18 protein-coding genes (1 of these 18 running past the window's edge) are annotated in these 23,279 nt (G+C 67.4%); 9 read left to right on the top strand and 9 right to left on the bottom strand.

What is annotated here, in order from left to right; genetic code table 11:
• The first annotated feature begins 65 nt into the window (after window positions 1–65).
• From ptsP to V6W80_RS18600, 4 genes are all read left to right on the top strand, one after another.
• Window positions 66–2,948: a phosphoenolpyruvate--protein phosphotransferase gene (gene ptsP / locus V6W80_RS18615; RefSeq protein ID WP_338545056.1), complete on the top strand. Its 2,883-nt coding sequence runs from the start codon at window positions 66–68 to the stop codon at window positions 2,946–2,948.
• Window positions 2,945–3,913, top strand: coding sequence for a 1-phosphofructokinase (gene pfkB / locus V6W80_RS18610; RefSeq protein ID WP_338545055.1), 969 nt, complete (start codon window positions 2,945–2,947; stop codon window positions 3,911–3,913). Before ptsP ends, pfkB begins: the two co-directional genes overlap by 4 nt.
• Entirely contained in the window at window positions 3,910–5,667 is a 1,758-nt protein-coding gene (locus V6W80_RS18605) for a PTS fructose-like transporter subunit IIB (protein ID WP_160923805.1), read from the top strand. The genes pfkB and V6W80_RS18605 overlap by 4 nt, the downstream gene beginning before the upstream one ends.
• A gap of 73 nt (window positions 5,668–5,740) precedes the next feature.
• Complete coding sequence (locus V6W80_RS18600; RefSeq protein WP_338545054.1) at window positions 5,741–7,096, top strand: chloride channel protein; 1,356 nt, start codon at window positions 5,741–5,743, stop codon at window positions 7,094–7,096.
• 3 nt (window positions 7,097–7,099) lie between these two features.
• Here V6W80_RS18600 and V6W80_RS18595 read toward each other — a convergent pair whose 3' ends face one another.
• A complete protein-coding gene (locus tag V6W80_RS18595; RefSeq protein WP_338545053.1) occupies window positions 7,100–7,846 on the bottom strand; it encodes an SDR family oxidoreductase in 747 nt (248 codons plus the stop codon).
• 173 nt (window positions 7,847–8,019) lie between these two features.
• Between V6W80_RS18595 and V6W80_RS18590 the strand changes: the two genes are divergently transcribed.
• The 4 genes from V6W80_RS18590 to V6W80_RS18575 all read left to right on the top strand — a co-directional run bounded on the left by V6W80_RS18590 (window position 8,020) and on the right by V6W80_RS18575 (window position 14,708).
• Window positions 8,020–10,461: a glycogen/starch/alpha-glucan phosphorylase gene (locus V6W80_RS18590; protein ID WP_257705426.1), complete on the top strand. Its 2,442-nt coding sequence runs from the start codon at window positions 8,020–8,022 to the stop codon at window positions 10,459–10,461.
• 203 nt (window positions 10,462–10,664) lie between these two features.
• Complete coding sequence (gene glgX / locus V6W80_RS18585; protein ID WP_338545052.1) at window positions 10,665–12,761, top strand: glycogen debranching protein GlgX; 2,097 nt, start codon at window positions 10,665–10,667, stop codon at window positions 12,759–12,761.
• Window positions 12,762–12,925: 164 nt separating this feature from the next.
• Window positions 12,926–13,936: a class 1 fructose-bisphosphatase gene (locus V6W80_RS18580; RefSeq protein ID WP_007162011.1), complete on the top strand. Its 1,011-nt coding sequence runs from the start codon at window positions 12,926–12,928 to the stop codon at window positions 13,934–13,936.
• 166 nt (window positions 13,937–14,102) lie between these two features.
• Entirely contained in the window at window positions 14,103–14,708 is a 606-nt protein-coding gene (locus V6W80_RS18575; RefSeq protein WP_338545051.1) for an outer membrane protein, read from the top strand.
• Between the two features lie 33 nt (window positions 14,709–14,741).
• Here the strand turns inward: V6W80_RS18575 and copD are convergent, their stop codons facing one another.
• The 8 genes from copD to V6W80_RS18535 all read right to left on the bottom strand — a co-directional run bounded on the left by copD (window position 14,742) and on the right by V6W80_RS18535 (window position 23,006).
• Window positions 14,742–15,638 (bottom strand): copper homeostasis membrane protein CopD, encoded by an 897-nt coding sequence (gene copD / locus V6W80_RS18570; protein ID WP_338545050.1) that lies wholly within the window; start codon window positions 15,636–15,638, stop codon window positions 14,742–14,744.
• 2 nt (window positions 15,639–15,640) lie between these two features.
• The gene (copC, locus tag V6W80_RS18565; RefSeq protein WP_338545049.1) at window positions 15,641–16,012 is read right to left on the bottom strand and encodes a copper homeostasis periplasmic binding protein CopC; all 372 of its coding nucleotides are present in this window, start codon (window positions 16,010–16,012) and stop codon (window positions 15,641–15,643) included.
• A gap of 33 nt (window positions 16,013–16,045) precedes the next feature.
• A complete protein-coding gene (locus V6W80_RS18560; RefSeq protein ID WP_338545048.1) occupies window positions 16,046–17,836 on the bottom strand; it encodes a SulP family inorganic anion transporter in 1,791 nt (596 codons plus the stop codon).
• Between the two features lie 211 nt (window positions 17,837–18,047).
• A complete protein-coding gene (locus V6W80_RS18555) occupies window positions 18,048–19,259 on the bottom strand; it encodes an ammonium transporter (protein ID WP_338545047.1) in 1,212 nt (403 codons plus the stop codon).
• A gap of 195 nt (window positions 19,260–19,454) precedes the next feature.
• A complete protein-coding gene (locus V6W80_RS18550; protein WP_338545046.1) occupies window positions 19,455–20,039 on the bottom strand; it encodes an IMPACT family protein in 585 nt (194 codons plus the stop codon).
• Window positions 20,036–20,692, bottom strand: coding sequence for a TetR/AcrR family transcriptional regulator (locus V6W80_RS18545; protein WP_017640659.1), 657 nt, complete (start codon window positions 20,690–20,692; stop codon window positions 20,036–20,038). The genes V6W80_RS18550 and V6W80_RS18545 overlap by 4 nt, the downstream gene beginning before the upstream one ends.
• A gap of 70 nt (window positions 20,693–20,762) precedes the next feature.
• The gene (locus V6W80_RS18540; RefSeq protein WP_093256322.1) at window positions 20,763–22,139 is read right to left on the bottom strand and encodes a nucleobase:cation symporter-2 family protein; all 1,377 of its coding nucleotides are present in this window, start codon (window positions 22,137–22,139) and stop codon (window positions 20,763–20,765) included.
• A gap of 69 nt (window positions 22,140–22,208) precedes the next feature.
• Window positions 22,209–23,006: an outer membrane protein OmpK gene (locus V6W80_RS18535; protein ID WP_338545045.1), complete on the bottom strand. Its 798-nt coding sequence runs from the start codon at window positions 23,004–23,006 to the stop codon at window positions 22,209–22,211.
• A 269-nt stretch (window positions 23,007–23,275) separates the two neighbouring features.
• Between V6W80_RS18535 and V6W80_RS18530 the strand changes: the two genes are divergently transcribed.
• Window positions 23,276–23,279, top strand: the start of a protein-coding gene (locus V6W80_RS18530; RefSeq protein ID WP_338545044.1) for a hypothetical protein. Its footprint extends 374 nt past the window's final position; only the first 4 of its 378 coding nucleotides appear in the window; its start codon is at window positions 23,276–23,278; its stop codon lies off the right edge, out of view.

The raw sequence follows: 23,279 nt of genomic DNA, 5'->3' as shown, positions 1-23,279 counted from the left end.
CAAGCATCTATTACAAGAAAGGCACGGCGCCAGGATCAGGCGCGCGGCGCCGGAGGTATCCTTCCATGTTCGAACTCAATGCCCAGCATATCCGCATGGCCCAGCAGGCGCCGGACAAGGCGACCGCCCTGGCCATGCTCGCCGAGTCCCTGGTGACCGATGGCCTGGTCGCCCCGGGTTATCTCGAAGGGCTCAAGGCCCGCGAGGCCCAGGGCTCCACCTACCTCGGCCAGGGTATCGCCATTCCCCATGGTACGCCGCAGACCCGCGACCAGGTGCATGTCACCGGCGTGCGGATGATGCAATTCCCGCACGGGGTGGACTGGGGCGACGGTCAGCTGACCTACCTGGCCATCGCCATCGCCGCCAAATCCGACGAACACCTGCGCATCCTGCAGCTGCTGACCCGCGCCCTGGGCGAGAGCGACCTGCAGCAGGCCCTGCGCGAGGCCCGCGAGCCCCAGCAGATCCTCGACCTGCTGCAGGGGGCGCCCCAGGCGCTGGCCCTGGACGAAGAACTGGTGCAGCTGGCCATCGACGCCGAGGACCTGGAAGACCTGGCCTGGCAGGGTGCGCGCATGCTCAAGCACATGGAATGCGTGGGTGCCGGCTTCGCCGGTGCCCTGCAGGCCAGCCAGCCGCTGCCCCTGGGCGACGGCCTCTGGTGGCTGAACAGCGAGACCGCGGTGAAGCGCCCCGGCCTGGCCTTCGTCACCCCGCTGCAGACCTTGCAGCTGCAGGAGCAGCCGGTGCGTGGCCTGTTCTGCCTGGCCAGCCTGGGCGAGGGCCATCGCGCCCTGCTCGAACGCCTCTGCGATCTGCTCGTCGCCGGTCGTGGCCAGGAGTTGGCCCAGGCCACCTCCCGCCGCGCTGTGCTCGAAGCCCTGGGCGGCGAAGTCGCCCCCGACTGGCCCAGCGCCCAGGTGGTGCTGGCCAATGCCCATGGCCTGCACGCCCGTCCGGCCAAGGAGCTGGCGCGGCTGGCCAAGGCCTATGACGGCGAGATCCGCGTGCGCGTCGATGGCGGCGCCCCGGTCTCGGCCAAGAGTCTGTCGCGGCTGCTGGCGCTGGGTGCCCGGCGTGGCCAGACCCTGGAATTCCTCGTCGAACCCGGTACCCCGGCCGCGGCCGCGCTCAACTATCTGATCGGCGCCGTGCAGGCCGGTCTCGGTGAAGAGGTGGAACCGGTCACCGCCAGTGCCCCGGCCCCCGCCGGTGCCGCCCGGGTCACCGCCATCAGCCTGGTGGACCCGTCCGAACAACTGCCGCTGGCCCCGGGCGATCGCGCTCAGGCCGTGGCCGCCGCCCCCGGCCTGGCCGTGGGCCCGGCCCATGTGGTGGCGCCCCAGCACTTCGACTATCCGGCCACCGGCGCAGGCGCTGCCGCCGAACGCCAGCGGCTGGATGCGGCCCTGGCTGCGGTACGCGCCGACATCGAGGCGCTCATCGCGCGCAGCGAGGCCAGTGCCCTGCGCGAGATCTTCCTGACCCACCTGGAGATGCTGGAAGATCCGGATCTGCAGCAGGGCATCGCCGCCCGGCTCAAGGCCAACGCCAGCGCCGCCGCGGCCTGGGACGCCCAGATCGAGGAGGCGGCCAGCCAGCAGGAAGCCCTGCACGACAAACTGCTCGCCGAACGCGCCGCCGATTTGCGCGACGTCGGTCGCCGGGTACTAGCCCAGCTGTGCGGCGTCGAATCCGCCCGTGAACCCGAAGAACCCTATGTGCTGGTGATGGACGAGGTCGGCCCGGGCGATGTGGCCCGACTGGATCGCGAGCGCGTCTGTGGCATCCTCACCGCCCGTGGCGGTGCCAGCTCCCACAGCGCCATCGTCGCCCGCGCCCTGGGCATTCCGGCCATCGTCGGCGCCGGTCGCCGCGTGCTGGATCTGGCGCCGCGCAGCGTATTGCTGCTGGATGGCGACAAGGGCACCCTGGAAATCGCCCCGGATGCCAGTCGTATCGACGCCGTGCAGCGCGAGCGCGAGGTCCAGGCCGAGCGCCGTCGCGCCGCCGAGGCCCGCCGTTTCGAAAGCGCCACCACTTGTGACGGCCACCACGTCGAGATCGCCGTGAACCTGGGCGACACCGCCCAGGCCGCCGCCGCGGTGGAGCAGGGCGCCGAAGCCGTCGGCCTGCTGCGGACCGAACTGGTGTTCATGAGCCATGACAGTGCACCCGACGAAGCCGCCCAGGAAGCGGAATACCGCCGCGCCCTCGATGGCCTGGCCGGCAAGCCACTGGTGGTGCGTACCCTAGACGTCGGTGGCGACAAGCCGCTGCCCTATCTGCCGCTGCCGCCGGAAGAGAATCCCTTCCTCGGCATTCGCGGGATTCGCCTGACCCTGCGCCGCCCGGAACTGCTGGAAACCCAGCTGCGCGCTCTGCTCAAGGCGGCCGATGGCCGCCCGCTACGGATCATGTTCCCCATGATCGGCCGGGTCGAGGAATGGCGCCAGGCGCGTGACATCCTCGACCGCCTGCGCCAGGAAATCCCCACCACCGACCTGCAGGTCGGCATCATGATCGAGGTGCCCTCGGCTGCGCTGCTGGCCCCGGTGCTGGCCCCGGAAGTGGACTTCTTCAGCGTCGGCACCAACGACCTGACGCAATACACCCTGGCCATCGACCGCGGCCATCCGCTGCTGTCCGGCGAGGCCGACGGCCTGCACCCCAGCGTGCTGCGCCTCATCGACATGACGGTGCGTGCCGCCCATGCCCATGGCAAGTGGGTCGGCGTCTGCGGCGAGCTGGCCGCCGATCCCCTGGCGGTGCCGGTACTGGTCGGCCTGGGCGTCGACGAGCTGTCGGTCTCGGCCCGCAGCGTGCCCCTGGTCAAGGCCCGGGTCCGTGAACTGGAGCTGCGTCGGGTGCAGTCCTGCGCCGCGCGCGCCCTGGAGCTGGGTACCGCTGCCGAAGTGCGGCAGAGCGTGGAGGCCCTGCGATGAGCCGTATCCTCACCCTGACCCTCAACCCGGCGCTGGACCTCACCGTCCAGGTGCCGGAGCTCAAACCCGGCGCGGTGAATCGCAGCGAGGCGGTGATCGTCCATGCCGCCGGCAAGGGCATCAACGTCGCCCAGGTGCTGGCCGATCTCGGCCACCACCTGACGGTGAGCGGCTTTCTCGGTGCCGACAATGCGGCCGCCTTCGAGGCCCTGTTCGCCCGTCGCGGTTTCACCGACGCCTTCGTGCGGGTGCCGGGTGAGACCCGCAGCAACCTCAAGCTGGCCGAAGCCGCTGGCCGCATCACCGATATCAACGGGCCTGGCCCGGAGGTGTCCGCCGCCGCCCAGCAGGAATTGCTCGAAACCCTCGATCGCCTGGCCCCTGGCCACGATGCCGTGGTGGTGGCCGGCAGCCTGCCGCGCGGGGTGACCCCCGAGTGGCTGGCCGCCCTGGTCGGGCGCCTCAAGTCGCTGGGCCTGCCGGTGGCGCTGGATACCAGTGGCGCCGCCCTGCGCGCCGCCCTGGCCGCCGGTCCCTGGCTGATCAAGCCCAATACCGAGGAACTTGCCGAGGCCTGCGGTGCACCCGCCGAGACCGCCACCGAGCAGGCGCTGCTGGTCGAACAGCTGCGTGCGCTGGGCATCGAGCACCTGGTGATCTCCCAGGGCGCCGATGGCGTGCGCTGGTATGGCGCCCAGACCCTGGAGGCGCAGCCGCCCAAGGTCACGGTGGCCAGCACTGTCGGGGCGGGGGATTCCCTGCTGGCCGGCATGCTGCACGGCCTGCTCACCGGCCAGTCGCCGGAGCGCACCCTGACCACGGCCACTGCCATCGCGGCCCTGGCGGTCACCCAGATCGGCTTCGGCATCAATGATCCCGCGCAACTCGCCACCTTCGAAGACCAGGTGCGGGTACGCGTCCTTCCCGACTTTCCGCTAGAACAAGAATCAGGGGTAACCCCATGAACATCGCCATCGTCACGACCTGCCCGACCGGCATGGTCACCAGCGTGCTCAGCGCGCGCCTGCTGGACGCCGCCGCCCAGCGCCGCGGCTGGACCACCAGCGTCGAGATCCACGACGGCCCCGAGGCCACCCTGCTGACCGACGATCAGGTGGCGCGCGCCGAACTGGTGGTGGTGGTCCATACCGGAGCGGTCGACCTGTCCCGCTTCGTCGGCAAGCGTGTCTATCGCGCCGCGCCGGCCGAAGCCCTGCGCGACGTCGATGCCTTCCTGCAACGCGCCGCCAGCGAAGCCAAGGTGCTGGAACAGGCTCCGGCGGCCAGCGGCGCTGCGCCGAGCGTACCGGCCAGTGCCAGCGAGACGCCGCGGCTGGTGGCCATCACCGCCTGCCCGACCGGTGTCGCCCACACCTTCATGGCCGCCGAGGCGCTGCAGAACGCGGCCAAGAAGCTCGGCTATCGCCTGCACCTGGAAACCCAGGGCTCGGTAGGGGCGCGCAATCCGCTGCCGGCCGAGGCCATTCGCGAGGCCGACGTGGTGCTGCTGGCCACCGACATCGAGGTCAATGTCGAGCGCTTCGCCGGCAAGCGCGTCTATCGCTGCGGCACCGGGGTCGCCCTCAAGCAACCCGAGGCGACCATCAAGAAGGCGCTGGCCGAGGGCGAGACCCTGGCCGGCAGTGCTGCGCCAGCGGCGGGCGAGGGCGCCAAACCCGCAAAGAAGGAAAGCGCGGGCGTCTACAAGCACCTGCTCACCGGGGTGTCCTACATGTTGCCGATGGTGGTGGCGGGCGGTCTGCTGATCGCCCTGTCCTTCGTCTTCGGCATCGAGGCCTTCAAGGAACAGGGCACCCTGGCCGCGGCGCTGATGCAGATCGGTGGCGAATCGGCCTTCAAGCTGATGGTCCCGGTACTAGCCGGCTATATCGCCTATTCCATCGCCGACCGGCCAGGCCTCGCTCCCGGCATGATCGGCGGCTGGCTGGCGGCCAGCCTGGGCAGTGGCTTCATCGGCGGCATCATCGCCGGCTTCCTGGCGGGCTACGTGGCCAAGGCCATCGCCCAGCACGTCAAGCTGCCGGCCAGCGTCGAGGCGCTCAAGCCGATCCTGATCATCCCGCTGTTCGCCAGCCTCATCGTCGGCCTGGTGATGATCTACCTGGTCGGCACCCCGGTGGCCGGCGCCCTCAGTCGACTCACCGACTTCCTCAACAACCTGGGTACCAGCAACGCCGTGCTGCTCGGCCTGATCCTCGGCGCCATGATGTGCATCGACTTCGGCGGCCCGATCAACAAGGCCGCCTATGCCTTCACCGTCGGCCTGCTGGCGTCCAAGACCTACGGGCCTATGGCCGCCACCATGGCGGCCGGCATGGTGCCGCCCATCGGCATGGGTATCGCCACCCTGCTGGCGCGGCACAAGTTCGCCCAGAGCGAGCGCGAGGCGGGCAAGGCGGCGTCGGTGCTGGGCCTGTGCTTCATCTCCGAGGGCGCGATTCCCTTCGCCGCCAAGGACCCGCTGCGGGTGATCCCGGCCAGCGTCATTGGCGGCGCCCTCACCGGCGCCCTGGTGATGCTGTTCAACTGCAAGCTGATGGCGCCCCACGGTGGCCTCTTCGTGCTGTTGATCCCCAACGCCATCAGCCATGCCTGGCTGTACCTGGCGGCCATCGCGGCCGGCAGTCTGGTGACCGGCGTGATCTACGCGGTGCTCAAGCGCAACGAAGCCGCCACCGAGCTGGTGCCCGCGGCCTGATCCAGAGCCTGGCAACACAGCTGTAACAAGAGGTTACACTGGGAGGTTCCTGCCTCCTGGTGGCCCCTTGTCCATGTCCGATCCCGTCTTTCCCGATACCGATCCCGAAGTCGCCGCCCGCCGTCGGCTGCATCTGCTGCGCCATCGCCGGCGCCGTCGGTTGCGCGAGTGGCGCCAGCGCATCGCCTTCTGGGTCGGCGCGGTGCTGGTGGGTCTGGCCGGTCTGGCCTTCGCCTGGCTGGCCGATGCCTCCTTCGGCCTCTTTCAGAAGATGCTGCAGCACAGTGCGATCTGGCCTTGGCTGGTGACGCCCCTGGGTTTTGCGTTGCTGGTCTGGCTGACGCAAGGCGCGCTGCGCGATGCCCGCGGCAGCGGCATTCCCCAGGTCATCGCCACCCTCGAACGACCCGAAGCGGACCTGCGCGCGCGCCTGCTCGCGCCGCCCATCGCCCTCGCCAAGCTGCTGCTCACTGCCGGTGCCCTGCTGGTGGGCGGCTCGGTGGGGCGTGAAGGGCCCACCGTGCATGTCGGCGCGGCCCTGCTCTATGGCTTCGGCAAGCGCCTCGGGTTGCACGGGCGCCGCACCCTGTCCGGACTCATCCTCGCCGGCGGTGCCGCCGGAATTGCCGCGGCCTTCAACACCCCCCTAGGCGGGGTGGTCTTCGCTATCGAGGAGCTGACTCACACCTTCGAGCAGCGTTTCAGCGGCCTGGTGCTCACCGCCGTACTGCTCGGCGGCATCGTCACCCTGGGTATCGTCGGCCCCTACAGCTACCTCGGCGCCCTGGATCTGCGCCTGACCTGGGGCTTGGGCTGGATCGGCGTGGCCGTCATCGGGGTCGTCGGCGGACTGCTGGGCGGCTGCTACGGTCGCCTGGTGCTGCCCACCGACCAGGGCTGGTTGGGGCGCCTAAACGCCCTGCGCGGGCGGCGTCCGGTGGCTTTCGCCGCCGCTTGTGGACTGGTGCTGGCGGCGCTGGGGTTGCTTTCCGGCCAGCACGTATTCGGCACCGGCTACGCCGAAACCCACGCCATCCTGGCCGGCGAACCCGTGACCGGGGGCGACTTCCTGCTGTGGAAATTCCTCGCCAACGTCGTTTCCTACCTCGCCGGGGTGCCGGGCGGTCTGTTCTCGCCCTCCCTGGCGGTCGGTGCGGCCCTGGGGCCCTGGCTGGTCGATTGGCTGCCGGGCATGAGTCTGCCCCAGTGCGCCCTGCTGGGGCTGGCCGCCTACCTGGCCGGGGTCACCCGCACCCCGCTGACCGCCACGGTCATCACCCTGGAGCTGGCCCACAGCCCGGACATGGCGCTGCCGGTGCTGGCGGCCTGCCTGCTGGCCGCCGCCGTCTCCGGCTGGCTGATGCCGGTGCCGCTCTACCATGCGCTGTCGCAGCAGGTGCTCAATGCCCTTACGCCCCGGCGGAACTAGGCCCTAGCGCCCACCACCGATGTCCAGCAGGGCGCCGGTGGTGTAGGAGGCTTCGTCCGACAGCAGCCAGAGAATGCCGGCGGCGATTTCCTCGGCGTCACCCGCACGCCCCAACGGTGTGGTCACGCCCAGGCGCTCGGCACGCCCCGGCTGGCCACCGCTGGCATGGATGTCGGTGAGGGTCACGCCCGGTCGCACCGCGTTGACCCTTACCCCGTGCGGACCGAGTTCCTTGGCCAGACCGAGGGTCAGGGTGTCCAGCGCCGCCTTGCTGGCGGCGTAGTCGACATATTCGTTGGGCGAGCCCAGCCGTGCGGCGATGGACGAGACGTTGACGATGGCACCACCGCGGCCGCCCCGTTCGCGGGACAGGTGACGGGCCGCCTCGCGGGCGCAGAGAAAGGCGCCGTAGACGTTGACCTCGAACATCCGTCGCAAGCGCTCGGCGCTCATCTCCACCAGCGGCTGCGAGTGGTCGACGATGCCGGCGTTGTTGACGAAGCCGTCCAGCCCGCCGAAGCGTTCCACCGTGCGCTCGAACAGCGCCACCACCTCGGCTTCATCGGCGACGTCGGCGCGCACGGCCAACCCTTCCGCGCCAAGGGCTTCGATCTCGGCCAGGGTGGCCTGGGCCGCGGCCTCGTCCTGGCGATAGTTGAAGGCGACATTCCAGCCGCGGGCGGCGGCGCTGAGGGCCGTGGCACGGCCGATACCGCGACTCGCACCGGTGATGAGCAGGGTCTTGCGCATGATGAAAACCTCGGGCTAGAGAGCGGAGAGGAGAGATGGCTAACCGTCTGATGTGTCGAAAAAAGCTTGGACGTGCCCGACGTTTCGCCTAAAAGTAAGGCGAACGGCACGCGCCGCATTATCCGCGGCCACTTCGCGATCTGATTCCTAAGCGCTTGCAGAGGTCAATCCTGATGACGAGACCCCGCTTCATCTCGCCCAACGAAGTTTCCGCGCTCCGTACCAACATCCTCTCCAAGCTCACCTACGCCGTCGGCAAGGATCCCGACAACGCCCTCGATCACGACTGGTTCCAGGCCACCGCCCTGGCCGCCCGGGACTACATCGTCGACCGCTGGATGAGTCGCACCCGCGATGCCTATCGCACCGGCCAGAAGCGGGTTTACTACCTGTCCCTGGAATTCCTCATCGGTCGGCTGCTGATCGACAGCCTGTCCAACCTCGGCATCCTCGAAGAGACTCGCCGCGCTCTGGCCGACCTGGGCGTCGATCTGGAACGCATTCGCGGGCTGGAGCCGGACGCCGCCCTGGGCAACGGCGGCCTGGGTCGCCTGGCCGCCTGCTTCATGGAGAGCATGGCTACCCTGGGCATCGCCAGCCATGGCTACGGCATCCGCTATGAACACGGGCTGTTCCGCCAGGTGATCGCCGATGGCTTCCAGCTGGAGCAGCCGGAAAACTGGCTGGATTTCGGCAACCCCTGGGAATTCGAACGCGCCGAAGTGGTGTACGAGATCGGCTTTGGCGGCCATGTCGCCCCCTATGGCGAAGGCGATCCGCGGCGCCAGGTATGGACGCCCGGCGAGCGCATCCGCGCGGTGGCCTACGACACCCCGGTGATCGGTTGGGGCGGGGAGGGCGCCAATACCCTGAGACTCTGGCGCGCCCGACCGCTGGAGATCCTCCACCTGGAAACCTTCAACGCCGGCGACCATGTCGGCGCCGTGGCCAACGAGGCCCGCGCCGAGAGCATCTCGCGGGTGCTCTATCCGGCCGACAGCAGCGAAGCCGGCCAGGAGTTGCGCCTGCGCCAGGAGTATTTCTTCGTCGCCGCCTCCCTGGCCGACCTGACCCGCCGCCACCTCAAGCAGCACAACGACTTGCTCAGCCTGCCCGAGCACGTGTCCATCCAGCTCAACGACACCCACCCGGCCATCGCCGTGGCCGAGCTGATGCGACTCCTGGTGGACGTCCACGGCATTCCCTGGGACGCCGCCTGGAGCACCACCGTCGGCACCCTCAGCTACACCAACCACACCCTCCTGCCCGAAGCCCTGGAGACCTGGCCGGTGCAGCTGATGGAGCGCCTGCTGCCGCGCCACATGCAGATCATCTACCTGATCAACGCGCAGTTCCTCGACTCCCTGCGCGCCCGCGGCGAAACCGATGGCGCCATGATCTCCTATGTCTCCCTGATCGACGAAAGCCAGGGTCGCCGGGTGCGCATGGGCAACCTCGCCTTCCTCGGTTCCCACAGCATCAATGGCGTCTCGGGGCTGCACACCGACCTGATGCGCAAGACGGTTTTCCGCTCGTTGCACCGCCTCTATCCGGATCGCATCAACAACAAGACCAATGGCATCACCTTCCGCCGCTGGTTGCACCAGGCCAATCCGGCGCTCACCGACCTGCTGGTGGATACCCTCGGCCAGGGTGTGCTGCACGACCCCGAGAAGACCCTGCCGCAGCTCAAGCCCTATGCCAATGACGCCAACTTCCGCGAGCGCTTCGCCCTGCAGCGCCAGCGCAACAAGGACACCTTCACCAGTCTGGTGAAGCAGCGGCTGGAGATCGATCTCGATCCCGGCGCGCTGTTCGATGTCCAGATCAAGCGCATCCACGAGTACAAGCGGCAGCTGATGAATCTGCTGCAGACCATCGCCCTCTACCAGGCCATCCGCGACAACCCCAACGGCGACTGGACGCCCCGGGTCAAGATCTTCGCCGGCAAGGCCGCAGCCAGCTATCACCAGGCCAAGCTGATCATCAAGCTGGCCAATGACGTGGCCAAGGTGGTCAACAACGATCCCTTGACCCGCGATCTGCTCAAGGTGGTCTTCCTGCCCAACTACAATGTCAGCCTCGCCGAGGTCATCATCCCGGCGGCGGACCTGTCCGAGCAGATCTCCACCGCCGGGATGGAGGCCTCGGGCACCAGCAACATGAAGTTCGGCCTCAATGGCGCTCTCACTATCGGCACCCTGGACGGCGCCAACGTGGAGATGTGCGAGCTGATCGGGGAAGAACACATGTTCATCTTCGGTCTCAAGGCGGCCGAGGTGGAGGAGCGCCAGCGCAGCGGTGGCATCTCCTCTGACATCATCGAGAATTCGCCGCGCCTGGCGCAGGTGCTGTCTGGTTTGCGCGCCGGCCAGTTCTCGCCCGACGAGCCGGCGCGCTACAACAGCCTGCTCGACGTCCTGACCTGGCACGATCGCTTCCTGGTGTGCGCCGACTTCGACGCCTACTGGGACGCCCAGCGCCTGGTTGAGACCCGCTGGCAGCAGCCGGACAAGTGGTGGCAATCGGCGGTGATCAACACTTCCAGCATGGGCTGGTTCTCCTCGGACCGCACCATCCGCGAATACGCCACGGAGATCTGGAGGGCGCTGTAGTCGTTATAGGGTCTATCGCGGCCATGGGCCGCTCCTACAGGGCATCCGTAGGAGCGGCCCATGGCCGCGATCATAGAGCGGAGCGGCCGTCTCGGCAGACCGCCATGGCTGCGATCACCTACCCCCCCCATGGAGAACCCCCGCCTTACACGACGTCTACATCCTTGCAGCATCCGCCCCACACGCCCGTCACCGGAGTCCCCATGCCCCGCACCTCCACCCGCCTCGAAGCGGGCAATCCCGCCCATTACGGCGCCACCCTCGTCGACGGCGGGATCAACTTCGCCGTCTGGTCCCCGGCCGCCGAAGCGGTCGAACTCTGCCTCTACGATGCCAAGGGAGAGGCCGAGAGCCAGCGCCTGGCCTTTCGCGAACACGAGGGCGGCGTCTGGCATGGTTTCCTACCCGGCGCCAAGCCGGGGCTGAGGTACGGCCTGCGCGCCCATGGCGCCTACCGTCCCCAGGACGGGCTCAGATTCAATGCGCACAAGTTGCTGGTGGACCCCTGGGCGCTGGCGGTGGACCGGCCCTTCCAGCTGCACCCCAGCACCTATGGCTTCCACCCCGAAGACCCCAACCGCCCGGACGAGCGCGACAGCGGCGCCCATGTTCCCAAGGCCATCGTCCTGCCGCCCGTCGACGCCCTGACGCCTGCGCCCAAGCGACGCGATGCCGGGCTGATCTACGAATTGCACGTCCGCGGCCAGACCAAATTGCATCCGAAGGTCCCGGCCCGCCAGCGCGGCACCCTGGCGGCGCTGCGGCATCCCGCGCTGATCGAACACTGGCAGCGCCTCGGCGTCACCACCTTGGAGCTGCTGCCCATCGCTGCCTGGGCCGACGATCGGCATCTGCCCGCCCTGGGGCTGGCCAACTACTGGGGCTACAACCCGGTGGTCATGGCCGCCGTCGATCCGCGCCTGGCCGGCCGCGATGCCCTGGGCGAATTACGCGAGACGGTGGCTACCCTGCAGGCGGCCGGCTTCGAGGTGCTGCTCGACGTGGTCTTCAACCATACCGGCGAAGGTGACGAACTGGGCCCCACCTTCAATCTGCGCGGCCTGGACAACGCCGGCTACTACCGCCTGCAGCCGGACGATCCGGCGCGCTATATCAACGACATGGGCTGCGGCAACTGCCTGGCGCTCTACAGCCCGCCAGCGCTGCGCCTGACCCTGGACAGCCTGCGCCATTGGGTCACGGCTGCCGGCGTCGATGGCTTCCGCTTCGACCTGGCGCCCGCGCTCGGTCGTCTGGAAAGCGGCTTCGATCGCGATGCACCACTGCTCCAGGCCCTGGCCCAGGATCCGGTGTTGCGCCAGGTGCGGCTGGTGGCCGAACCCTGGGACATCGGTCCCGGTGGGCATCAGGTCGGCGCCTTCCGCGCGCCCTGGCAGGAATGGAACGACGCCTTCCGCGACGACGTCCGCCGCTTCTGGCGCGGTGACGAGGGGCTGCGTGGCGCCCTGGCCACCCGCCTGGCCGGTAGCGCCGATCTCTTCGGCGCCGGCGATCGCCTGCTGCGCACCAGCGTCAACTTCATCACCGCCCACGACGGCTTCACCCTCGCCGACCTGGTCAGCTACGCCGAGAAGCACAACGAAGCCAACGGCGAAGGGAATCGCGACGGCACCACCGACAACAAGAGCTGGAACGACGGCGTCGAAGGCCCGAGCGAGGATCCGGCCATCCAGGAGGCCCGCGCCGCCGACCAGCGTGCCCTGCTGGCGACCCTGATCCTCGCCGGTGGCGAACCCATGCTGACCGCCGGCGACGAATTCGGCCGCACCCAGCAGGGCAACAACAATGCCTATGTACAGGACAACGAACTGTCCTGGCTGGACTGGCAGCAGGCCGCCAGCCCCGCCGGACAGCGGCAGAGCGCCTTCGTCGGTCGCCTCATGGCGCTGCGCCAGCAGTTGCCGGCCTTGCAAGCCCAGCGACTGCTGGGCCGCCCTGATCCCCGTGGCTGGGTGAGGATCGAATGGCTCGATGGCGACGGCGCGCCGATGGAAGACGGCCGCTGGCAGGCCGGTGGCAGCCTGCCGCTGAGCCTCACCCTGGAAGCCCTCGATGGCGAGGACCAACCCCAGGCCGCGCGGATCTGGCTGGCCTTCCAGCCACGTCGGGAGGAAATCGACCTGCGCCTGCCCCCGTCACGTGACGGACATCACTGGCTGATACAGCTGGACAGCCGTCAGCCTGAACTGGAACCCGACTCGGCAGTCTACCCCAGCGCCGAAAATCTCCGTGCGGGTCGAGGCGTACTGCTGGCCGTGGAGACCCCGGACGCGCCCTAGGTGTGCGTTCCCTGTCGGCCGCCGGTGTCCAGCGTCTCATCACCCCATTGATGAAACCCGGAATCGGCACTGGCTGGCAGACCTGGCCTGACGGTCCGCTCTGCTTGAGACGGAGCTTGAGCTTTGGCGCTACACTCGCGCCCATCATTACAAGGAGCACCGCGATGTCCCGGATATCCCTCAGTCGTTACCTCATCGAGCAGACCCGCAGCCACAAGACCCCGGCCGACCTGCGCTTCCTCATCGAAGTCGTGGCCCGGGCGTGCAAGCGCATCAGCTACGAGGTGTCCAAGGGGGCGCTGGGTGGCGTGCTCGGCAGCATGGGCACCGAGAACGTCCAGGGCGAGGTGCAGAAGAAGCTGGACGTGCTGTCCAACGAGATCCTGCTGGAAGCCAACGAGTGGGGCGGCACCCTGGCCGGCATGGCCTCCGAGGAGATGGACCAGGTTCACCAGATCCCCGGTCACTATCCCAAGGGCGCCTACCTGCTGATGTTCGACCCGCTGGACGGCTCGTCCAACATCGACGTCAACGTCTCCGTCGGCACCATCTTCTCGATCCTGCGCAAGGACTTCGTCAGCAGCACCACCGGTGACGTGACCGAAGAAGCCTTCATGCAGAAGGGCACCGAGCAGGTCGCCGCCGGCTACGCCATCTACGGTCCCCAGACCATGCTGGTGCTGACCCTGGGTGACGGCGTCAAGGGCTTCACCCTGGATCGCGAACTGGGCAGCTTCGTGCTGACCCACGAAGACATCACCATCCCCGAGACCACCGCCGAATTCGCCATCAACATGTCCAACCAGCGCCACTGGGAAGCCCCGGTCAAGCGTTATGTGGACGAGCTGCTGGCCGGCAAGGAAGGTCCCCTGGGCAAGAACTACAACATGCGCTGGATCGCCTCCATGGTGGCCGACGTCCATCGCATCCTTACCCGCGGTGGCATCTTCATGTACCCCCGTGATGCCCGTGAGCCCGAGAAGCCCGGCAAGCTGCGCCTGATGTACGAGGCCAACCCCATGTCCATGCTGGTCGAGCAGGCCGGTGGTGCCGCCACCAACGGTCACCAGCGCATCCTCGACGTCCAGCCCGATGGCCTGCACCAGCGGGTGGCGGTGTTCCTGGGCTCCAAGGAAGAAGTGCAGCGCGTGACCGAGTACCACCGTCAGCGTTGATTCCAGAAACCGGGCCGCCTGCAACGGGCGGTCCGGTTCACGCTTGCGTCCTGCCTCAGCGTTCAGCTTCGATTCAGCCTCCTTAATCCTGCGCTAATCCGCCTCCGCCAAAGATGGCCGCGCAGCCGGTCGGGCTGTATTCGCATCGCGTGAGGAGCTTTTCACCATGAACGCCCTGAAATCCCGTGTCGTCCTCTTCGGCCTGCTGGCCCTGGCCAGTCATCAGGCGTTTGCCGCCGATACCCAGAACTTCGCCGGCCTCACCTATGGCAAGAGCTATGACAACTTCAGCAACAGCCACGCCCTCGACCGCAACTTGAACAGCCCCGATACCGACGGTGCCCTCGACGGCAGCAATACCTGGGGGCTGCGTCTTGGCCAGCAGAACACTGCCGGTCGCTACTACGCCACCCTCGACCAGGCCAGTGGCAGCAGCGCTGGCCTGAGGCTCAAGCAGCAGGACCTGACCGGAAGCTACGATGCCTTCTATCCCCTGGGCCGCAATACCAGGCTGTTCGGTGGCGGGACCCTGGGCGTCGCCCGGGTCACCCAGGACGGTTCCAGCTTCGGCCACGACAGCGACCTCGGCTATGTGGCCGGGGTCCAGGCGGGCATCCTGCAACAGGTCAACGACCGCACCTCCCTGGAAGCCGGCTATCGCTACCTGCGCAGCAACGCCAAGCCGGACATCGACCAGGACGGCAGCAAGCTCGGTTCGAGCCAGCTCGACAGCAGCAAGGAAATCTACCTGGGCATGAACGTCTACTTCTGAGGCAGGGCCGGGGCGACAGCGGTCGCCCCGGTTTCAGCTATAGGGATCCAGGCCGGAGAAGGCTGCCACCAGTGCCACGGCAACCACCCCCAGGGCGATCTCCACGGCGGTGGCCTGGCGCAGCAGCTGCCATGTTCGGGGCCCTCGTCCCAATCGAGGCACCAGCAGGTAACGATTGGCCAGGGCCAGGGCGACCATGATCGCCACGGCCAGCACCTTGGCCAGCAGCAGGCCGGAGTAGGGCGTCAAACGCAGCAGGCCGTCCGGTCCGAGGATCAGCAGGCTGTTGAAGGCACCGCTGAGCAGCGCCAGCGCCACGCTGATCTGCCCGGGCAGGGAGTAGCTGCGCAGCAGCTGCTGGGCGTCATCCCTCAGATTGGCCGGTGGCCGTCCCAGGCACAGCAGCACCCCAGGCAGGCTGCCCAGCCAGAGCCCCGTCGCGAGCAGATGTAGGGCCTGGTTCAGCTGGTGCGCCAGGCCAAGCCAGCCGGCCGTTGCGGCGGCATGGCCACCCAGGGCCAGACTGGCCAGCAGCAGGCCACTGAATCCCCACAGCCAGTGGTTGCTGCGGACCCCGGGCCCCACCAGCAGCCACAGGGCCAGCAACAGGCCCAGCGGCAGTTGCCAGCGCCAGCCGTGGCCGGCCGCCGTGCCCAGATAGAGTTGCCATAGGGGCAGGTTGAAGGTATCCGCCCAGCCATCCCCCACCAGCGCTGCCTGCAGCGGCAACAGGCTCAGCACCCCGAGCAGCAGTAGTGCACCCAGCAGGCGGGCGGTGGACCGTGCCCGTTCCAGCAGCCAGAGACGCAATGCGGGTCGACCCAGCCAGAGTGCCAGCGCCAGATAGCCCCAGGTCAGCAGCAGCGGCAGCAGGAAGAGGATACGGGCGAGGGGACGCCAGGCATCGGGCGTCGCCAGTGTGCCGTCCATCCTTACTGGACGGTGAAGCGGTAGTCGCCCTGGGTCTTGTGCCCGTCCTTGGCCAGCACCCGCCATTTCACCTGGTAGCGACCCGGTTCCAGCGGCGCCTCCAGAGGGACGTCCAGGGTGCGTTCGTCGCGGCCGGAAATGACCTTGCCGGTGGTGATCGCCGTGCCGGCCTGACCATCCAGCCGTTGCAGCTGCACCTGACTCATGGAAGCTTCGATCCCCTCGGAAAAGCTCAGACTCAATTGCTTCGGTGCCGCGCTGGTGCTGTCGGGGGCGGGCTCGGCGCTTTTGAGATGACCATGGGCCAGGGCCAGGCCGGGCAACAGCAGGGCGGTCAGGGCGAGGCGGCGAGCGAGACGCAGGGCGGCGGTCATGGAGATCTCCAGCAGCAGAAGGAAACCGCCAGCTTAGCAGTCCGTTCGGGCAGCGTCCGCGCCTGGCGCCTGCTCCGCCGCGCGCGCCGCGCACTCGACGAAGGTCCGCGCGGTGCAGCTGCGGCAGACTTCCGGATCCAGCCGCGGATAGATGCTGCGCAAGGCCTGATCCTTGGACGAGAAGATATGGCCTTCGCCCAGCTCCTTGAGAAACCCGGTCTTGGCGAACAGCTGCAGCACCGGCGTGCGCGGGCGATGGAAATAGAGATCGCCGCCCAGGGCCCGGCGCTCGCGCCATTCGCGCCGCCACAGGTCGTTACCGGCCAAATCGATGAAATTCATGCTCTTGGTCATGAACAGCGCATGCTTCTGGCCGGGTTGGGCGCTGCGAAAGCCGTCCAGCTGATCGCCCACATGGGGCACCGCGCCAAAGAACACCGAGCCTTCCACCCGCACCAGCTTGAGTTGCGGACACTCCTGCGCCGGCTGGCCCAGTTCGTCCAGCGGGGTGAAACGACGCTCGGGGGTGCGGGGGTCCGGCACCAGCGGGCGGATCGCCGGGTGCGAGGTGCGATAGAGGTAGGCCACCAGGGACACCAGGGTGCCCAGCAGCACGGCGCGGTCCAGCGGGATGGTCAGGGTCGCCAGAAAGGTCACCCCGGCCACCAGCGCCTCGGTACGGCTGACCTTCAGCACCTCGCGCCAGCGACCCAGGTCCAGCAGGCCGCGCGCCACCAGCAGCAGGGTGGCGGCGATGGCCGCCAGCGGAATGGCGGCGATCAGGGCACCGCCGAAGGCCACCAGGGCTACCACCAGCAGGGCGGCGAACACCGCGGCCAGCGGGGTGCGGGCGCCGGCTTCGAAATTGGGCATGGAGCGATTCAGCGAGCCGCAGGAGACATAGGCCGAAAAGCAGCCGCCCACCAGGTTGGCCAGGCCCTGGCCACGGAATTCGCGATTGACGTCCAGCCGCTGTCCAGAGCGCTGGGCCACCGCCTTGGCGATCGACAGCGACTGCCCGAGGGCCACCAGGGTCAGGGCCACAGCGATCCCGGAGAGATTGCCCAGATCCTGCAGAGTGACGTCGGGCAGATGGAAGGGCGGCAGCGCCGAGGGGATCCGTCCGACCGTGGCGATCCCCTGAGCCGCGCCCACCACGCTGCGCTCCAGAATCCAGGCGCTCAGGCAACCAGCCAGCAGGCCCAGCAGCATGGTCGGCCAGCGCGGGCGCAGCCGGCGCAACAGCAGGGTGGCGACCAGGGTCACCACACCGATGACCAGCGAGGGCCAGTGGATCGCCAGGGGATGGGCGAGCACATAGCCGAGGACGCCGAAGGCCGAGGTGCCCAGCGGCGGCGACAGTCCGAGCAGGTCCTTGAGCGAATAGAGCCCGATCAGCACGGCGGCGCCACTCATGAAGCCGAGCAGCACCGAGGGCGAGATAAAGTTGGCCACCGCGCCGAGGCGCAGGGCACCCACCGTCAATTGCAGCAGGCCGACCAGCAGGGTCACCGCCAGGGCCAGATCGATATAGGGACCAGAGCCGGCGAGCGCCAGCGGTGACAGCGCTGCCAGCAGGGCCAGGGAGTTGGCGTTGGTCGGACCGGTCACCACATGGCGACTGGAGCCTGCCAGGGCAGCAATAATGCAGGGCACCACCGCGCCATAGACGCCATATTGCGGTGGCAGTCCGGCCAGGGTGGCGAAGGCCACGCCCTGGGGCAACGCCAGCACCGCGCCCAGGAGACCCGCACCCAGATCCGCCTTCAGGGTGGTGCGGTCCACCTCGCGCAGCCAGGGCAGCAGGGTCGAAAGGGCGGGCATGGAGCGCTCCTGGGGAAAGGGTCGCCTACTCTACCGACTCCGCTCGCCAGTGGGCTACCTGAGTCCCGCCGTCTCTGGTCTCTGCCACGACACTGGCTGTGTGTTCATTTCTTCACCAGTCGCCGCCAGACCGGTCCCTGTGGCGTTCTCATGATTTCATGCACGGGTTATCCACATCACTGTGCACGGTCCCTGTGGGTAACCTGGGCGGCTAGCCGTCGTGACTGTTGGCGGCGATGCGATGGATCGACAGGTCGGCGCCCTGGTATTCCTCTTCCTGACTCAGACGCAGACCCAGCACCGCCTTGAGCAGTCCGTACACCGCCAGGCCACCGAGCAGGGCGACGACAATTCCCAACCCGGTGCCGGCCAGCTGCGCCAGCAGACTCACCCCACCCAGACCGCCGAGCGCGGTCTGGCCGAACAGGCCGCAGGCGATGCCGCCCCAGGCGCCGCAGAGGCCGTGCAGCGGCCAGACCCCCAGGACATCGTCCAGCTTCCAGCGTGTCTGCACCGCGGTGAAGGCCCAGACGAACAGGGCCCCCGCCACCAGGCCGGTCCCCAGCGCCGCGATGGGATGCATCAGATCAGAGCCCGCGCAGATGGCGACCAGGCCCGCCAGGGGGCCGTTGTGCAGGAAGCCGGGATCGTTGCGTCCCAGGAGCAGGGCAGCAGCCGTCCCGCCGACCATGGCCATCAGCGAATTCAGGGCCACCAGGCCACTGACGCCGGCCAGGTTCTGGGCGCTCATCACATTGAAGCCGAACCAGCCGACGATCAGGATCCAGGAGCCCAGCGCCAGGAAGGGAATGTTCGACGGCGGAAAGGCCACCAGCCGACCTTCGCGATAGCGACCCTGACGGGGACCCAGCAGCATCACCGCGGCCAGCGCCAGCCAGCCGCCCATGGCGTGCACCACCACGGAGCCGGCGAAATCATGGAAGCGCGCACCGAACAGCGCTTCGAACCTATCCTGCAGGCCGAGATTGTTGTTCCACATCAGGCCTTCGAAAAACGGATAGACGAAGGCCACGATCAGCGCGGTGGCGCAGAGCTGTGGCACGAAGCGCGCCCGTTCGGCGATGCCGCCCGAAATGATCGCCGGAATGGCCGCGGCGAAGGTCGCCAGGAAAAAGAACTTCACCAGTCCGTAGCCGCTGTCGGCGGTCAGCACCTGGGCGGGGGCGAAAAAAGTCACGCCATAGGCGATCCAGTAGCCGACGAAGAAGTACACCAGGGTGGAAATGGCGAAGTCGGCGAGGATCTTGGACAGGGCGTTCACCTGGTTCTTGTGCCGCACGGTGCCGGCTTCGAGAAAGGCGAAACCGGCGTGCATGGCCAGCACCATCACGGCGCCCAGCAGCAAGAACAGGGTATTGGCACTGTGGACCAGGGTCGCCACGGCAGAAGGCAATTCGTTCATCAGGGCAGTCGTCGCAAAGGGTTGCACCAAAAACATGCCTGGCGGATGCCTGATGCGCGTTTTTGGGGCGCCTGGCAGCTCTCGGCAGGTTCAGTCTTGCCGCCAGACAGAGCGCAACGGCGGATTAGCGCAGGGATGCGCCAGGGCGGTGCGAATCGGAAGGGCGTGCACCACCGGACAGCAAAGGTCGTGCCGCTAAAGTGCGCGCAGGACGATACGGCCGCTGCTCAGGTTGCTCAGCAGAGTCGCCGCCTCGTCGCGCCGTTGCGGCTCCACGGCAATCCGCAGGGCGATTTCCAGCGCCTGGTAATCCTCTTCGAGCACCAGCACCGCCAGGCCTGCCAAGCGGGCCTTGATCAGCGGCCATTCCGCATAGGTACAGGCGAAGCCATAATCCTGCCGCACCACCAGCGGCTGCTTGGCCGCCTGCTGCAGGCAACGGGCGGCGCAACCGCCATAAGCGCGTACCAGGCCACCGGTACCCAGCTTGATGCCGCCGTACCAGCGGATGACCACCACTACCACCTGGTCGCAATCCTGCCCCTCGATGGCGGCCAGGATGGGCCGGCCCGCCGTGCCGCCGGGCTCGCCGTCGTCATTGAAGCGGTACTGATTGCCGAGCTTCCAGGCCCAGCAATTGTGGGTCGCGGTCGGCACGCTCACGCGCTCGATGAAAGCCATGGCCGCCTCCACCGTGGTGACGGGTGCGGCGAGGGCGAGGAAACGACTCTTGCGCACCTCTTCTTCGAAGGCGGCATCCTGGATCAGGATAGAGGTCATGGTGCCTGGAGACCCAGTCCCTTGAGGATGACATGGGTCAGGGTCCGCGCCGCCTCGTCGAAATCCTGCCGAGTCAGACGGGTGCGACCGGTCACCTGGCAGATCTGGCTGGCGAAATCGGCATAGTGCTGGGTGCTGCTCCACAGCAGGAAGATCAGATGGACCGGATCCACCGGATCCAGCTTGCCGGCCGCGATCCAGGCTTCGAACACCGCCGCCCGGCTGCGAAACCAGGTCTGGTAGTCCTGATCGAAATACTCGTACAGGCAGTGACCGCCGCCGATGATCTCCATGGCGAAGATCCGCGAGGCCAGCGGTTGACGGCGCGAAAACTCCAGCTTGGCGCGGATATAGCGGCTCAGGGCCTCGGCGGGGTCGTCTTCCACGGTCAGGTGGTTGAAGGTGCTGTCCCAGAGTTCGAGGATGTTGCCCAGCACCGCCATATAGAGGCCGAGCTTGTTGTTGAAGTAGTAATGGAGATTGGCCTTGGGCAGCCCGACGCGTTGCGCGATGGTGTTCATGCTGGTGCCCTTGAAGCCATGGCGGGCGAACTCCTCCTCCGCCGCGCTCAGGATCGACTCCTCATTCTTCTGCCGGATGCGTCCGGCCGGCTTGTCCTGGCCGGCGTGATGGGCGGGTACGAGAGGGGTCATGACAACTGCAGGATCCAAAGGCGCGGCAGGCATCAATAGCGTACCCGCCGCCCTGGGCACAAGGGCTCTTTTACCGGTGTGGCGCTGGCGAGCTGCATTCCGTCACCGCGGCGCGGCGCTCCTCGGGCAGCAACAGGTTGAGCAGGATGGCGGTGATGCCGCCGCTGGTGATCGCGGTGTCGAAGAGATTCTTCACCAGTGGCGGCAGTTGATCCAGCAGCGTCGGCTGGCTGGCGATACCGAGACCCACGCCAAGGGAGGTGGCGATGATCAGCAGGCTGCGGCGATCCAGGGTGCAGTGCGCCAGCAGCCGTATCCCAGCCGCGGCGACACTGCCGAACAGCACCAGGGTCGCACCGCCCAGCACCGGCTTGGGAATCTGCTGCAGGATGGCGCCCAGCACGGGGAACAGGCCCAGCGCCAGCAGGATGGCGCCTATCCAGTAGCCGACATGGCGGCTGGCCACGCCGGTCAGCTGGATCACCCCGTTGTTCTGCGCGAAGGTGGTGCTGGGAAAGGTATTGAAGGTGGCGGCGAGCAGGCAGGCGACGCCATCACCCAGGACCCCGCCCCGCAACCGTCGCAGATAGCCGGGGCCTTCGATGGGCTGCCGCGAGATCAGGCAGTTGGCGGTCAGGTCGCCGGTGGTTTCCAGGGTGCTGATCAGATAGATGAGCGCGACCGGTAGGAAAGCCGACCAGTCGAAGGCGAAGCCGAAATGGAAGGGGAGGGGGACGCTGACCAGAGGCAGGTCCGGCAGCGGCTGAGGTTTCAACAGGCCGCAGGTCCAGGCGGCGAGGGAGCCCACCAGCAGGCCGATCATCACCGCCGACAGCCGCAACCAGGGTCGCCGCGACAGGTTCAGGCCGATGATGACCACCAGGACCAGGCCGCCGAGGGCCAGGTTGATCGGCGCGCCGAAGTTGGTGGCCTTGGCGCCCCCGCCGAGATCGGTGACGCCCACCCTGATCAGGCTGATGCCGATGAGGGTGATGACGATGCCGGTCACCAGTGGCGTGATCACCCGGCGCAACAGGCCCAGGCAGCGACTCAGGCCGATCTGCACGAAGGCGCCAAAGAAGCAGACGCCAAAGATCATCGCCAGGATGTCCTCCGGTGTCCCGCCGCGCTGCTTGACCAGCATCCCAGCTGCCAGCACCGCGGACAGAAAGGAGAAACTGGTGCCCTGCAGGCAGATCATGCCCGCCCCCAGCCCACCGGCACCGCGGGCCTGCAGAAAGGTGCCGACGCCCGATACCATCAGCCCCATGCTGATCAGGTAGGGCAGGTGCTCGTGCAGACCCAGAGCCCCGGCAATGATCAGCGGTGGAGTAACGATCCCCACGAAGCTCGCCAGGACGTGCTGCAGGGCAGCGCAAAAGGCAGCGAACGGGGCCGGACGTTCGTCCAGGCCATAGAGCAGATCATCGCGGACGGGACTGGTCATGGTGATTACCTCGCGGCGGCGCTGCTGGCCTGGAAAGCGACCGCAGCGCCGCAAGTGGGTCTGGCCGGACTAGAACTGATACTTCACCAGGAAGCTGAAAACGCTCTGGTCGGTACGGAATCCCTCGCTGTCCTTGATGCCGTACTTGTCCGACCAGTAGTCATACTCGGTACCCACATAAAGGTGCTTGGCTTCGTACCCCATGGCCTTGCCCAGGTCGTACTTGACCTGTGGATTGAAGTGCAGGTTGGCGTGGTAGCTACCCTTGTTGTTCATCACCCAGTCCATGTAGCCATCGATGAGCAGATCCGAATTGCCCAGGGGCAGGGTGTAGGCCCATACCGGCGTGAGCTGCCAGGCACCCGAAGGCGCACTGCCGCCATCCGGCTTGCGGTAATAGAGATTCAGCTGGAAGTAGTCGAAGCCCGGCACCTTGAGGTCGAAACCCGGACCGACCAGGTAGTTGCGCTGATCACGGCCGGCGCCCTCGCCATCGTTCTGGTCGTATTCCAGTGTGGTGGCGAGCAGCACATCGGTGACCGGGCCAAAGGAAAGATCCCGGCCGGACAGCTTGCCAAAGGACAGTCGTGGACTGAGTTCGCCATAGAAGCCTTGATGGCCGTCGCTGGCATTGGTCGCGCCGTTGAACCAGATGCTGTCGACGAAGAGGAAGAGATCGCCCCAGATCCAACTGCTGGCATGCTCGAAGGTGACGGTCTGCTGGATACGGGGATCGACCCGGAAATCCTTGCCATATAGATAGGTGAGGCTTTCACCATGCCACAGCAGTGGACTGTCTGCGGCGTTGGCGACACCGGCTGCGAGCAGGCTGGTGGTCAGCAGCGCGGTGGTTAGGATCTTGCGCATGTAGGCTCCTGGAAGTGCTTTCTCGTTATGTACAGCGTTCGCCGTGCTCAGCAAGATCGACGCCAAGCTCCGGTGGGCGGGCGAAAATAGTTATTTTTCAACGCCTTGTATAAGGATTCTGGAAAATTTCAGATGCCTGGCGCGGCACCAAACCTGACCACTTGCTCAGTTTTCGTGCCCTGAAGCGGCGCCTGAAGCGGTCCTGCTGCGAAACAGCGCACGGCAGGCTGCGCAGTGCTAAGGTGCTTGGCGACCCGCAGGAGATAGTCATGA

This window comes from Pseudomonas benzopyrenica, from assembly GCF_036884265.1.
Lineage (GTDB): Bacteria > Pseudomonadota > Gammaproteobacteria > Pseudomonadales > Pseudomonadaceae > Chryseomonas > Chryseomonas benzopyrenica.
Note: the sequence above shows the minus strand (reverse complement) of the source record. Positions and strands in the feature narration are given on the sequence as shown.